The sequence below is a fragment of the bacterium genome (genome assembly GCA_037131655.1).
Lineage (GTDB): Bacteria > Armatimonadota > Fimbriimonadia > Fimbriimonadales > JBAXQP01 > JBAXQP01.
The window spans coordinates 1-13,620 of record JBAXQP010000040.1; the positions used below are offsets into that span (position 1 = coordinate 1).

General features: G+C 48.2%; 12 protein-coding genes. 4 read left to right on the plus strand and 8 right to left on the minus strand.

Translation table 11 applies throughout. The annotated features are described in order from the left end of the window. Positions 1-148 precede the first annotated feature (148 nt). Together WCO51_03335 and WCO51_03340 are read left to right on the plus strand one after the other, a co-directional pair. Positions 149-556: a hypothetical protein gene (locus WCO51_03335; protein ID MEI6512289.1), complete on the plus strand. Its 408-nt coding sequence runs from the start codon at positions 149-151 to the stop codon at positions 554-556. Positions 557-568: 12 nt separating this feature from the next. Next, complete coding sequence (locus WCO51_03340; protein MEI6512290.1) at positions 569-778, plus strand: hypothetical protein; 210 nt, start codon at positions 569-571, stop codon at positions 776-778. A gap of 261 nt (positions 779-1,039) precedes the next feature. Here WCO51_03340 and WCO51_03345 read toward each other — a convergent pair whose 3' ends face one another. The 6 genes from WCO51_03345 to WCO51_03370 all read right to left on the minus strand — a co-directional run bounded on the left by WCO51_03345 (position 1,040) and on the right by WCO51_03370 (position 6,878). Next, entirely contained in the window at positions 1,040-2,104 is a 1,065-nt protein-coding gene (locus WCO51_03345; protein ID MEI6512291.1) for a Gfo/Idh/MocA family oxidoreductase, read from the minus strand. 71 nt (positions 2,105-2,175) lie between these two features. Continuing rightward, complete coding sequence (uppP, locus tag WCO51_03350; GenBank protein ID MEI6512292.1) at positions 2,176-3,012, minus strand: undecaprenyl-diphosphatase UppP; 837 nt, start codon at positions 3,010-3,012, stop codon at positions 2,176-2,178. 8 nt (positions 3,013-3,020) lie between these two features. Continuing rightward, positions 3,021-4,235 (minus strand): AI-2E family transporter, encoded by a 1,215-nt coding sequence (locus tag WCO51_03355; protein ID MEI6512293.1) that lies wholly within the window; start codon positions 4,233-4,235, stop codon positions 3,021-3,023. After that, a complete protein-coding gene (gene wecB, locus WCO51_03360; GenBank protein ID MEI6512294.1) occupies positions 4,232-5,347 on the minus strand; it encodes a UDP-N-acetylglucosamine 2-epimerase (non-hydrolyzing) in 1,116 nt (371 codons plus the stop codon). The genes WCO51_03355 and wecB overlap by 4 nt, the downstream gene beginning before the upstream one ends. Positions 5,348-5,433: 86 nt before the next feature. Beyond that, a complete protein-coding gene (locus WCO51_03365) occupies positions 5,434-6,429 on the minus strand; it encodes an MraY family glycosyltransferase (GenBank protein ID MEI6512295.1) in 996 nt (331 codons plus the stop codon). A 5-nt stretch (positions 6,430-6,434) separates the two neighbouring features. Further along, entirely contained in the window at positions 6,435-6,878 is a 444-nt protein-coding gene (locus tag WCO51_03370; GenBank protein MEI6512296.1) for a cytidine/deoxycytidylate deaminase family protein, read from the minus strand. Positions 6,879-7,605: 727 nt separating this feature from the next. Here WCO51_03370 and WCO51_03375 point away from each other — a divergent pair. Both WCO51_03375 and WCO51_03380 read left to right on the plus strand, forming a co-directional pair. Further along, positions 7,606-8,121, plus strand: coding sequence for an outer membrane beta-barrel protein (locus tag WCO51_03375; GenBank protein MEI6512297.1), 516 nt, complete (start codon positions 7,606-7,608; stop codon positions 8,119-8,121). Positions 8,122-8,292: 171 nt separating this feature from the next. Then, a complete protein-coding gene (locus WCO51_03380) occupies positions 8,293-10,188 on the plus strand; it encodes a hypothetical protein (GenBank protein ID MEI6512298.1) in 1,896 nt (631 codons plus the stop codon). A gap of 14 nt (positions 10,189-10,202) precedes the next feature. On the opposite strand, the gene WCO51_03385 is transcribed toward WCO51_03380, so the two are convergent. Both WCO51_03385 and smc read right to left on the minus strand, forming a co-directional pair. Then, positions 10,203-10,535 (minus strand): TfoX/Sxy family protein, encoded by a 333-nt coding sequence (locus WCO51_03385; GenBank protein ID MEI6512299.1) that lies wholly within the window; start codon positions 10,533-10,535, stop codon positions 10,203-10,205. Between the two features lie 5 nt (positions 10,536-10,540). Continuing rightward, a partial coding sequence (gene smc, locus WCO51_03390) for a chromosome segregation protein SMC (protein MEI6512300.1) occupies positions 10,541-13,620 on the minus strand: 3,080 nt, incomplete at its 5' end.

Genomic DNA, 13,620 nt, shown 5'->3' on the forward strand with positions numbered 1-13,620 from the left:
ACGGATGCCGCGGCCGAGAAGATCATCCTTCTCATCCATTCTGAAGTGAAGGAACTAATATAAACAAGCAAACGTAACCATGTTTAGACAACGAGGAATCTTGTCTTACTCTGTAGAATTAGATTTCATATCCTAAGGAGGATGTAATATGAAGCAGAAAAGATTCAAAAAGTTTGTAATCTTATTGTTTGGTCTAATCGTAATCGCAGCAATATGTTGGATGGTGCTTGACTGGGGTTACAACCAGCATCTTACAGTTGCTTATGTCGAGAAGCATGTTACGTTAGGTATGACTATCGGTGAGGCTGAGGAAGCTTTAGGGTTGCCGAAAGGGATGATTGCGAAAAGGGAAGAAAAAGAAGAACACCCTACACCAAAACTGAAACGTAGCTTCACTATCTCAGAGGCCGGTGTTGGGGCTTACTTTGAAGAACAGTACAGCATTGTTTTGTTTACAAATCATGAGGGCGTTATCACCGACGCCTATGCTGAAAGTGTTCGCGGAATTGATGATCAAGGGGTACTAATCACTCTGAAAGCTAAGCAGAAGCAATAACGAGTGATTTCGATGCTTCGCTTTGATAGCCCAGAAGCGGTTGCTTTTTTCGATGCTTCGGTAGCAGAGCGTAGCGGCGCTGCCGGAGCTTTTCCGGAAGACCCTCAGGCTGCGATCAGGGTGATGTGCCTGGTGGCCGTTTGGATTTGGAGCCGGCGAGACGCCGGCGCTACAGGGTCTGACATTAGCTATATGGGCTTCGGCATCGACGCTTCGCTCTGATACCGAAGCATCCGGTTCGGACTCTGCCTTTCGCACTTCGACTTTAGCCTTTCGCATCCCATCGATAGCCCCGCAGCGGTCGCATTTGGGGTTGGTGGGGTTGAAGTAGCAGAAGTCATACATCCCCACGCTGCGGGAGAGGGTATATAACTCCGCCTCCCAGAGTAGGCCGTTAGGGCATATCGAAGGGTTTTGGAGACTCCCTAAAGTCCCCCTTGGACAGGGGGACTTTCCTAGGAGATGTAAGCTAATGGCAGCTTATTATCGCTTGATATTAACCGGTTTGCCGGTGGCGGCGCTTTCGTAGAGCGCGTCCAGTATTTCCATGACGATTAAGCCCTCTTCACCGGTAGCGGTGTGAGGGGTATCGTTTAGGATGGCATCTGCGAAGTGATGCATTGCGATGGGGGCATCAGGTATGGGTGGGTGCAGCTTCATGTCGTACTGAAGTCCTTCTCGCTCGATGTAGATTTCAGCTTCGAACTCATACCCTTCATCGAGGTTGTATTGCTTGATACCGCCTTTGGTGCCGAGAAGTTCGGTGACCATTCTATCATTCTCTTTGATATTGCTGGCCCAAGAGGCTTCGACCGACAGCGCTGCGCCGTTTTCGAATTTCACAAAACCGGCGGCGAAGTCTTCGACATCATATTTCTTATTCTGCTTCTTTGCCATTTCCGCGCCGATAAAGCCAGCAGTAACACCCATTACTGAAACTGGTTTCGGGTAGCCCATTAACCATAAGGCCATATCTACTCGGTGAACGCCAAGGTCAATTAAAGGTCCGCCGCCTGCTAACTCTTTCTGACCGAACCAACCGCCGAAATTAGGGATGCCGCGTCGTCTAAGCCAGGTAGTGCGTCCGTAATAAACATCACCCAAGAGGCCGGAGTCGACTTGACCCTTGAGCGCCCAAATCTGTTTTCCGAAACGATAGCTGAAGTCGATCATGATGCGCTTGTTAGCCTTCTTGGCGGCGGCATTCATCTTTCTCGCTTCCTCCGCATTCATCGCCATCGGCTTCTCACAAAGCACATGCGCTCCTGATTCTAACGCCGCTATTGTATAAGGCATATGGAACTTGTTGGGGGTAGCCACGCAGATGATATCCAGCTTCTCCTTCGAAATCATATCAAAGCCGTCTGTATAGCCTTTTTCAACTCCTTCCTTTTCTTTACAGGCTTCCAGGCGGATTTTATCCATATCGGCGATTGCCACAACTTTACAATCCGGATGGGTATTAAAACGCTTTACGTGCCCTTGTCCCATCCCTAAACCAATAACGCCGACCTTCAATTGCGGTGTCTTTGTTGTCTTCTTTTGCATGCCAAACTCCTTCTATTTAACTCTCGATCCAACTTATAATCGATTTATACCCGATACGCGAGCGCAGCATCTCACATCTGAGTAACAAGAGCTGCAATTACTGCCGTTCCTAGTAGGATGCGATAGATAGTGAAGGGAAGAACGGAGTTCGAACGGAGATATTTGAGAAGAAAAGCGATGCAGAGTACGCCGACAATTGTTGATGTGACGAAACCAATAGCGAGGCCTGGAAGGACTTGATGAAGTGTATCAGAGGGAACATGCCGGAGGTCTAGCAGCTTCGCAAGTGCGGCTCCGACTACAATCGGGGTCATTAATAGAAATGAAAATCGAGCTGCCGCTTCACGCTTAAGGCCAAATGCCATTCCTGCCGTCATCGTAATTCCTGAACGTGATACTCCCGGCATTAGCGCCAAAGTCTGTGCAACCCCTATCCAAAAGGCGTTTCCGATTGTAACATCCTCTATACCCATGGTTTTGCGTCGGAAGCGATCGAAACCCCATAATAGAATACCAAAGACAATGAGGAATACACCGATTAGTACTAAATGCGAGCGTAGAATTACCTCAACTTGAGATTCTAATAGCTTCCCAATAACCGCTGCGGGAATGCTTCCGAGGATAATTCCGATTGCCAGGCAGCGATCTTGGCGCCGATTGGTGTCTTTTGAACCAAGGGAACTGAATATCCGCCACAGGTCTTCTCGGAAGTAGAAAAGCACGGCTAATGCAGTTCCAAGGTGGAGCGCCAAGTCCAATGATAAATCAATCTGGGGATTGTTGAGCGGCCAAGTTTGGTCCCACCCAAAAAAGTGGCGGGCTAAAATCAAATGACCTGAACTTGAAATCGGAAGAAATTCGGTCAATCCCTGAATAATGCCAAGGATGGCTGCCTGTAATAACATCATCTAACGATTCACTCCCCACCTACGGCCGGTTTTATTTCGTGACTGCGCTCGATAGGTTTTGGCACGCGTGGTAGATAGTAGTATCGCCAGACATTTCTTGCAATAGCGGTGACAGGAGCTGCAAAGATCATTCCGATAAGCCCAAAGAACTCCGCTCCAATCAGAAGGGAAATAATCACCCACACTGCATGAAGGCCAATTCTTTCCCCAACGATGGCCGGCATAAGGAATTTACTTTCGGCGAAATGCATGGCGGTAAATAAAATCGCCACTACTAAACCGACTTGAACACTGCCGGCAGAAAGCGCCGCAAGCAGGACTACCGGAATACCGCCAATTAAAGGCCCTAAAATTGGAATAGCGCGTGTTAGCCCTGCATAAATGCCAAGCATGACAGCATACTTTCCAACACCCCCACCCGGCGCATCCGTAGTAAGCTGTCCCAACACCGATAAAATTGCCCATGTAATCACACCGGCAAGGATGCATAGGAATGCTTGAGAGATAACGTATTGCCGCATGATATGGTTTGTATCGTAGATAATACGAGCAACCAAGCGGAACTTATTGCGCGGAACCATGGCGCAAAGGTCGTGCTTCAATCGCCTGGAATCGATTAAGAAGTAGAAGGCAAGAATTGGTACTAATATCGCTTCAACGAAGGTGCCCACGAGTTTATAAGAATTCTGAATCCAGCCGCCCATTGGACTTGCGACTGAACGTGTCAAATTTGCAAATTGCCCGTTCATCATGTAATCATCAATTGACTTGCGCCATTCAGGAGAGAAAGCTTTCGTGTACCAATCTGTCCATGAAACAGCTTTCCAATGCTCGAATTGATGCTGATATTTCGGTAGATTGCTGTTCAGAGACTTAAGCTCGACTCCGATGGGGCCGATGAACTCGGATATCGCCCAATAGGTAATAAAGCCAAGTAAAGCATAGGAGATGAGCACAGCCCAAATTCGCCGTCCATAGAAAGATAAACGGAACTTACCAATTAAAGGCAGGTGAGTAAGTCCCAAAGCAGGGATAACCCGTCGCCAAATCGCAAGTATCCCATCAACCAGGAATGACATCGCATAGGCGAAGGCTCCCGCAAAAAGGGTCAGAACTATTAGGTTTCGCACACGCCAACCTATCCAAGCAAAAAGCATAAGGACAGCGATGCGCCAGAGCACGTTCCATAGTGGTGAAAACCAACTAGTTTTTATGTTATTCAATTCGAGGTCTCCACAAAGGCAGATTCATTTGAAATACCAAACACTTCGAAGAGCGCGCAGCGAATTCGCTTGGCTGCCTGACCGTCTCCATAAGGGTTAGCGGCTTTCGCCATTTTGGAATACGCGGCAGAATCTAACAGAAGCTCTGAAGCCTCGCGTATAACCGTTTCCGTCGCAGTCCCTATTAATTTCGACGTGCCGGCAGTTATTCCTTCTGGTCTTTCCGTCGTCTTTCGCAAAACTAAAACTGGTTTTCCCAATGAGGGCGCTTCTTCTTGAATTCCGCCTGAATCAGTTAGTATTAAATATGACTGGCGCATTAATTGAGCGAAAGGCGCATAATCAGGCGGCTCGATGAGCTGTATTCTTTCTTTACCTTCGAGAACACTGAGAATGGTCTCACGAACAGCGGGGTTTTTGTGTAGGGAATAGATAATTTCGATGTCTGGAAAACGTTCGAGAAGCTCAGACAACGCTAAACAAATATCCCGAATAGGCTCGCCCCAGTTTTCTCTTCGATGGGTTGTTACCAAGATCATACGCTTGTCGGATTGGAATACATTTTCGGTGTTAGCCGCCACATGAAGCATCGCATCGATGCCGGTGTTGCCGGTGACCCAAATTCTATCGGGTTTGACGCCTTCTCTAAGTAAGTTCTCTTTGGCTAAAGCAGTGGGGGCAAAGTGAAATTCAGTGATTTGGCCCGTTAGGCGTCGATTCATTTCTTCGGGGAACGGATCGTATTTATCATCGGTTCGCAACCCTGCTTCCACATGGCCGAAGGGGATTTTATGGAAGAATGCTGCCAAGCTGCTGATAAAAGTGGTTGTTGTATCACCCTGAGCGAGTACGATATCAGGCTCGAATTCTTTAATGGCTTTATCCAGACCATTGAGTGATCGCGAACTAATCTGAGCCAGGGTTTGACCGTGCTGCATAAGATTCAGATCAATATCCGGTACGATTCCAAACACTTCCAGCACCTGATCGAGCATTTCCCGATGTTGTCCGGTCACGACCACTTTTAACTTAACAAGCTTAGGAAAACGCAAAAATTCTAACACAACCGGCGCCATCTTAATCGCATCCGGTCGCGTGCCAAAAACGGTCATTATCCTAAGTGGAAGTTTTTGTGGCCTCACAAGCTAAGATTATAGCGCGAAAGAGGGGGGTAATGTGTAGTGCGTTGCTCTTTGTCTTAATGCGCTCGGGCAAATTTAAATATCAAGACAGCGGTAATGCCGAGGGCGATGGCAACGGCGTAGAGGATCAAGACGGCTTGACGCTGATTTAGTCCAATGTCGAGGAGTTGATGGTGAAGGTGGCGTTTATCGGCTTTATAGATCGGTTGGCCGCTACGTAATCTTCTCAGGACGACCACGAACGCATCTATCAAAGGTAGGCCGAAAACGAGAAGGGATACCGCCATTACGACCACTGTAATGGTTTTATAGGTTCCAATGATCGCAAGACCCGCTAGCAGGAATCCGAGAAATTGCGACCCGCCGGTTCCCATAAAAATCTTGGCCGGATTATAATTGTGCTTAAGAAACCCGACCGCTGCGCCACATCCAGCGGCAGAAAGAAGGGCCACTTCCGGTTGCCTTGCTTGAAGCGCTAGTAACGCTATCGCCGCCGCCGCAATTGCTCCTACCCCAGCAGCAAGTCCATCAAGCCCATCAATAGTGTCCATCGTTTTGGTGACAACAAATATCCAAATAGCTGTGATGGGCATTGTCAGTCCCCCAAGCGCTAACCACATCGTGTGCGCATCATAATCCGGTTTTGATGGAGCGAATGGCTTGGAGATGCCTTGTATCTGTACACCGAAGAGCTGGACTACAACCCCCATACACAGGAGAAAAAGCATCTGGGTAATGGCGGAGAATTGGTATTTATCATCAAGTGCGCCCATAAGCACGATGAGCCCGCCGATCAACATTAGCCCCGCTGACCATTCATGCCATACAAAACGCTTATCCCAGATATAACCGAAAGTATTAACGATGGTGAGTGCGAAGAGAACCCCTGCATAAATCGCCAATCCTCCCCAACGCGGGGTAGGTTCTTTATGGACACGCCGCGCATCGGGCTGATCTATCACACCCGACGAGATAGCTATTTTGCGGACAAACGGCGTCAGAAAGTAGGAGATAAGTAAAGCGATTAAGAATGCAATCGTCGGAAATCTCATTAGGGCTACTCCAGCAGCTCGGCGCCGGAAACGGTGAAGCGAATGAGTTCAACCTTCGCTTGTGCAAACAGCTCCCGCGCGAACGGATCCGGATAATCCCCTTCAAAGATGACGCGCTCAATGCCTGCGTTAATAATCATCTTTGCACAGATGTTGCAGGGTTGGCAGGTGACATAAATGCTTGCCCCTCTGGTAGAAACGCCATTCAAAGCTGATTGAACGATAGCGTTTTGCTCGGCGTGCAGCGTTCGAATGCAGTGTCCATCCTGGATTTTGCATCCTACTTCTGTGCAGTGAGGCAACCCATGCGGCGAACCATTATAGCCCGTATTAAGAATACGTCTATCGCGCACAATCACTGCCCCCACCATTCGCCGCTCACAAGTTGCGCGAGTAGCTACGACGTGGGCAATTTGCATAAAATATTCGTCCCAACTAGGCCTGTTCATTGATCGCCTCTGATTATACTTTGTCAGCCAAGCTGTTATCTAGTAATAATGGATATCATATTTAACCTGAAAAACCGCCAGCAGTGTCATGTGATGTCCTTGAATAAGATCATAAATCGCTCACGTTGATGTCACGGTTGCTGTATATACATAAAGTCGGATACCTCTTATGAACTCTTACCATTCAGAGCTTAGAGAAACAAGAAAACAGCAATTTTACGACGCTGTCCGAGCATGGTGGAATGAGGAAAGGGGAAGTTGACTGAATTTCGAGCAAAACGCGTTCTTGAGCACACCGCTACGTCCCCGACGGGCACAGCCGCAGTATGTCAAGCAAGCATCGGAAAGCGCGCTTGAGTTTCGAGAGCAAATTGTTCCCAAACAAATTCCGTCATTTCATCTAAATCATACCCGCGCAGAGCAAGTTCAAAACTAGCTCGATTATAAGGAAATGGGTACAAAGTCCTATTTATCAGCCTCGTGAAGTTACGCATCAATGCCAATACTGAGTTTAGAACAACTGTTCCATTATAGGAATTATAACCAATTAATCGATTAGGTTGTCTAAACTACTTGACAAAGCCTAAGCGGTAATGTTATATTGGCATTTAGAACGGTAAAACTAGCTCAATGTCAGGTTTTTGGGGAAACAATAGCGACACCTACGACCTGACGAGATAGCTCCGTTACTACTATGGAACGTGTTATCTACTAGGAGGATGTTTCTATGTTTAAGTATTTCGTAATGCTCGTTCTTGCGAGCGCAATGGCAATGCCAGTTTTGGCAGAAGTCGACACCGTTATGGGACCCCACCAGGGCGCCCTCAACTTTAACGTATCCGGTAGCTATACCGATGTCAACAACTATGGCAAGACCACCAGCTTCAATGGCGGCCTGAACTACTTCTTCACGGACGCGATTGCGGGCGAACTCGGCCTTATGTTCAACCGGTTTGAGGATGACTTCGGTACCGACGAAAGCACCACCTATATGCTCGGCGCGAAGTATTACTTCATGCCCAAGCCTGAGAACAAGTTCTTCCCGTTCCTTGGCGCTCGCTTCGGCGGCGTCACTGGCAGCGACATGACCGATGAGACCGTTTGGATGGGAGTTTTAGGCGTAGACTTCTTCGTCGCGCCGAACATCTCGATCACACCTGAATTCGACTATGGCCAGTATTCGAACGGTGATTCGGATAACTTCTTCCGCTTCGCCTTTGGTCTTACTTATTGGTTTAAGTAAGGTAAACCGATACGGACATACGTTGTAAAATGTATGACAATCAAGACCGGTATACTCTTCGGAGTATGCCGGTCTTGATTTTTCACCGTCAAGTCAAATAACAAAACTCTGGATTTCGAGCGACAAATATGATATGCTGAAGGTAGTTAGGAAAAATGGAAGGTTATTAAAATGAGAATATGGCAGATTGGTTTAATCACCCTTGTTTTGGGGCAATCGGCGATGGGGCAATTCAGATTGCCTAATATTCCTATCCCTGATGCTGTTATCCCTGGAATTAATCCGTTTACGAAAGAAGATCCTATTGTTTCCACCAAATTTGGTGATGCGATAACGGAAATTCCTTACTTGGATCGCTACGACCCGAAGGTAATGATACCGATGGGGGTTGTTAAGCGTACTAATGAAGGAGTTTTTACACTATTCCCAGGCGCATTTTCGTTTGATGCCCAAAGCTACTGTCTTCACGCCGGAACTCATGGGCCAGGTAAGGGAGAGGGTTATCTTTATGCTCCTCTGAAAGGCTCAAAAAGCGGGGTAATCAGGAATATTCTCAAGCATTCAGTTGCACATCCGCGAATCGAGCAGCACAATATTCAAGTTCTCATCTGGGCCATACTCGCCCAAACCAAACTTAGTGAAGCTTCACCGGAGATTAGATCAACAGCAAATCAACTTCTCACCGCTGATGAGCTTAAGGATTTGAATAAAAATGCTCTGGGTGTGATGGCTGATGATAAGATGAGTTTGTTACTCGACAGGGTTACACCGGGGCTTCGACCGATATTTGAAGCTGAAAACCGTTTGCGTGGAATGATGAGCGATGCAACTGCGCCCTATGAACGTTTGGCAAATGTGGCAGTCCTTCCCGGCGATCCGCCCAACAATGAGGGTGGACATAATGTTCCCAGCGGTCGCTGGTCGTATCATCCGGATGGCTATTTCATCCACTTTTTCCCAAATAGCTATCCCGAAACCCATTATGATGTTATCATCCCCGGCCGCTTCAACATCGAGCGCGACAATAAAGATCGCATTGCTCTTATCTCAGATTTGGAAGGCAATCGCATAGAGCTAACTTACGATGACAGAATTGAACCTGGAAGCGATGGGGGGCAAGTACGCGCTTTTGCATTTAAGTCCATTCGCTTTGTGCCTAGTAAAGCTGAGGGCGGTTTGGACCGAACTTGGGAAGGGATGGGTTGGACCTTGGTTGGTGTACCACAGGATCATGGCCGTTTAAACGGTCAATCCGCCCGATTCGATAACGTTATTGCTCGATACGGCTCAATCAAAGCCCTTAAAGATGAGTTTAATGACGAGCTTACTAAAGCTGCCAAAGCTAGCGGAAATAAAGATCCCAAAATCAAGCAGGGCTTAGTGGATTTAATGGATCTCAGCCATGTATTTACCGGATTGGCTGCCGTAATAGGGTCTGCACAAAATGAAGCGGCTTGGGTTCCGGTCCATCTCGAACGAGTGCTCAACGCTTGGCAATACACCTTCATGATGATAGCGCGAGGGGATACCATTCCAAATAAGTTAAAAACCCCTCCTGTTGGTGTCTTTGAATTCGATCCTTCCGTTAACGTAGCTGTTCCTGCCAACACCGGCAGGCAGAGGCTCGCTCAATCTGCCAGACCAATTGGCTCATGTTCTAGCCAGGACAATTCCAACCTTCGTTCTATCATAAGAAAGTCACTCCAAACTCATGGAACTGAGATTAGCCTTGAAAATATGGAATTCAAGGGCAGCAACACTCGCTTAATGCGCTTCTATATTCCTTTGAATAAAGACAATCGTCCTTTACCTACACTTATATGCCTTGAACAAGCTATCGCAGAAGGCCGAATTGCCGAAGGCACTCAGCATAACCCTGATAAGCTTCTTATCGGTTCAATTCAACAGTTCGACAATAAAACTCGTGTCACCGTCAGAATAACCAACCTGGAAACCGGCGAAATCACTGCAGTCGGCAAAGACGATGCCGAAGGCGCTAACGATTCCGCCATCAGAGAAGCTATTAACAAGGCATTAGACAATCTGGGTGTGAGGTTTGGGAGTTAATTAAAGACGAGATATTAGTATTTTGAGGGCAGGGATTTGGCAAAGCTTAGGGCTTGGTTGAACCAAGTTTCTAATACTGTGTCATCTTCTAAAGCGACAACTTCAACCATAATCCAGCCTTTCATAGAACGGCCGGTGATGTCGAACTCGACGGTGTGCTCTTTCTTGAGCGCTTCTTCGGCAGCGGGTTCACCAAGGCGTAGAATTAAATTATCTTTCCAAATTCCAAAGGCCATATTTCCGTTCAATAGATAACACATACCGCCGAACATTTTCTTGTGCGAAAGCCCTTTTATCCCTAAGGTGAGGTCTTCCAATCTTTCCGCTAGCAATAAGTTATAAGCCATTTGTTTTATCCGTTAATTAGAGCTTCAGCTTCGGAGAGCCGATAAGGGATGACCCGGGAGACGCCGGGTTCGGACATCGTAACCCCATACCAAACCTGAGCCGCTTCGATGGTCGTTGGGTTGTGGGTAATGATAATGAACTGGGAGCGCGAACTGTACTCCTTCAAAAGGTCCACGAAACGTTCGACATTGCGGCCGTCGAGCGCGGCGTCTACTTCATCTAGCACGCATAATGGACTCGGTCGAACTTCCATGAGGCCAAAGAGGAACGCGACAGCCGTCAGTGCTCTTTCTCCTCCTGAAAGCACTTCCAGTCGTTGTTTTCGCTTCCCAGGCAACTGAACTTCTATATCGACACCACTTTCGAGTAAGTGATCAGGATCAGTGAGAGTCAACTTTGCCTCACCCCCCTCGAATAGCCGCTTGAAGAGACTGCCGAAAGCCTCTTGGACTTTATCAAAGGTATCTTTGAACTGGTCACGAGTGTGATGGTCGATCTCACGGACGGCGCTTTCGAGTTGGTCTTTGGTGTCCAGCAAGTCCTCCCGCTGAGTTTGTAAATCGGTCCATCGCTCACTCATTCGCTGATAGGCCTCGATTGCGCCTAAATTCACATCTCCTAAAGCTTTGAGGTCGCGCCGCAGCCGATTGGCTTGAGTAGACGCATCAGGTGGAATGACTACCTCATCAATTTGGCCGAGGGCTTCTTCAGTGCTCAGGTTAAATTCCTCTAAAAGCCTCTGCGCGATTTGGCTTCGTTTGACTTCCAATCGGGCAAAAGCAAGCTCGGTCTCATGCAGACCTTGTGCGAGTGAGGCGCGTTGTGCTCGATGAGCTTTCACTATTTCCTGGCTATCGAAACTTTGTTCCAGAAGGGATTGGCGTTGAGCACGCAGCTCGATAGCTTCCGCTTCAGATCGAGCTTTGGCATCACGAGACTCCTCGCGTTTGCTGAATGCTTGTGCCCGTTCTACTTTTAATTTCTCGCGTTCAGCTTCAATTGCTGTTAGGCGCTCATGTTTACCCGCTGCGCTTTTTCGAGCTTCCTCGGCACCGCGTTCGTCTTGGTTCATCCGATCTTTGAGGTCAGTGTGTCGTCTGACATGCTCTCGGTTTTCAGCTTCAACTCGGGCTGACATCGCCAGCGCATCATCAAGAGCAGCACGCGCTTCCGCTCTCTCTGTTTCGAGTGATTGCAAGTCAATCTCACTTACCCCAGTCGTATGTTCTTCGACTGGTAAGACTAACCCATCGAATTCATTGGTCAGATCACGGCTTCGATTTTGGCCAGCTATCAGGGCTTGTTCGGATTGAGCTAATTGGCGATCGGCTTGGAGGGCATCGTTTCGCAAAGTCTCAATTTCAGCGCTCAGCACTGCTTGAGTTTCTTGTCGTTCATTCCGTGCTGCTTCAGCCATTGAGCGTTCGGATTCTAAAGCTGCACGCTCTTCATTCATCCGGCCAAGTTCTCCATCAAACTTTTCGAGTTCAACTCGCCGTTTGAGGAGACTGTCTTGAGGCCGAGCCATCTTGCCGCCGGAAACCGCCCCACGGTCGGTTATCAATTCGCCCTCGAGGGTCACTAACCGCGTCCAACCATCCTGACGATGCTCGTGAGCTAGCTTAAGGGCTTCATCGAGGGATTTTATTACTAATGTTCGCCCCAAGAGACGCTCAATCGCCAGTTGATGACGCGCTTCGAATTCGATAAGTTCATCAGCCGCTCCAATAACGCAAGGAAGCTTCTTCAATCGCTCGAACGCCTGATGCTCGCGAGCAGGTTCCATGAGATCAAGGGGCAGGAAAGTAGCCCTTCCTCCTGATTGGCTTTTGAGAAGTTCAACCGCTGTTTGAGCTTGATTGGATGTGGTGGTAATAATATCTTGCAAGCTGCCGCCGAGCACGACTTCAATTGCCTGACGATATTTTTCGGGAACTGTGATGGCATCGGCAATGGAGACGTATTCTCCGACGAGTTTTCCATCACGCGCCGCACTTAAAACGAACTTCGCGCCTGCATGATAACCTTCTAAAGCAGCTTCAGCATCCCTCAGCGCCGCCAATTGTCCTTGCGTTTGAGCAATCTTCAATAACAACTTCCGAAGCGCCGTATCTGCCTCCAGCACTCTGGCATCTTGCTGACCTATTTGCAAGCGTAAACCCGAAAGTGAAGTCTGATGACTTTGAAGTCGCTCATAGGTCGATTCGCGGCGGCTTTTTGCGTTTTCATGCTGTTCTTCGGCTAAGCGAACCGTATCAGTGCAGGATTCCAGTTGTTCTTTGATAATGCTTTTTCGCGACTGTTTTGCTTCAAAACGAGCCATTGCTTCTGCCCTGACAGCTAGGCGATGGGTTAAGCCTTGCAGTTTTCCTTCAATCACTTTAAGTTCGGCTTCCCGCTCTTTACGAAGGGTTTGGGCTTCTTTTGATCGGTCTTCCGGAGGAGCGCCTGCTTGAAGCTGTTCGAGTTGCCTTGCCCAGCGTTTGGCTGATTCAGAGCGGGTTACAGCCTGCTCCTCAAGCGTTTTCATTTCAACCTGAATAGAAGCTGCCATTTCGTTTAATGAACGTTCTCTTTGTTCGTTGAGGGCAACCTGGCTTTCAGCTCGTTCGAGCGCTGTCAAGCTGCTCTGCTGCTGCATCCGCAGATCGTCCATCATTACTTCAATTCGCGCGATCTTATCGCCAAAGGTTGCCGCTGAACCTTCCGCTTTCGAAGTCTCCTCATCCAACTCCATGATCGCCGCCTGGCACTCTTCAAGCTGCTTGGTCAGTCGTTCCAACTCATTCGAAATTTTGGCAAGATCAACGATTAACAGTCCGCTTTCAATTTGGCGCAGTTTATCGGCGAGTTCTTTATAGAGGGTCGCTTTCTCTGAATCACGCTGAAGCGGTCCGCGTTCGCGTTCGATCTCTGAGAGGATATCATTGACCCTATCGAGATGCAGAGCTGCAGTTTGAAGGCGTTTAAGCGAATCGTGTTTTCGAAGGCGATACCTCTTAACCCCCGCCGCTTCATCTAAATATACTCGCCGATCTTCGGGAGTTGCGCTGAGGACGGCATCGACTTCACGCTGGCCTACAA

Excerpts from the sequence above, each read along its gene's own strand:
- wecB (MEI6512294.1), bottom strand. The coding sequence starts at position 5,347 with ATGACCGTTTTTGGCACGCGACCGGATGCGATTAAGATGGCGCCGGTT.
- WCO51_03370 (MEI6512296.1), bottom strand. The coding sequence starts at position 6,878 with ATGAACAGGCCTAGTTGGGACGAATATTTTATGCAAATTGCCCACGTC.
- WCO51_03340 (MEI6512290.1), top strand. The coding sequence starts at position 569 with ATGCTTCGCTTTGATAGCCCAGAAGCGGTTGCTTTTTTCGATGCTTCG.
- WCO51_03385 (MEI6512299.1), bottom strand. The coding sequence starts at position 10,535 with ATGGCTTATAACTTATTGCTAGCGGAAAGATTGGAAGACCTCACCTTA.
- WCO51_03335 (MEI6512289.1), top strand. The coding sequence starts at position 149 with ATGAAGCAGAAAAGATTCAAAAAGTTTGTAATCTTATTGTTTGGTCTA.
- WCO51_03375 (MEI6512297.1), top strand. The coding sequence starts at position 7,606 with ATGTTTAAGTATTTCGTAATGCTCGTTCTTGCGAGCGCAATGGCAATG.
- WCO51_03380 (MEI6512298.1), top strand. The coding sequence starts at position 8,293 with ATGAGAATATGGCAGATTGGTTTAATCACCCTTGTTTTGGGGCAATCG.
- WCO51_03365 (MEI6512295.1), bottom strand. The coding sequence starts at position 6,429 with ATGAGATTTCCGACGATTGCATTCTTAATCGCTTTACTTATCTCCTAC.
- uppP (MEI6512292.1), bottom strand. The coding sequence starts at position 3,012 with ATGATGTTATTACAGGCAGCCATCCTTGGCATTATTCAGGGATTGACC.
- WCO51_03345 (MEI6512291.1), bottom strand. The coding sequence starts at position 2,104 with ATGCAAAAGAAGACAACAAAGACACCGCAATTGAAGGTCGGCGTTATT.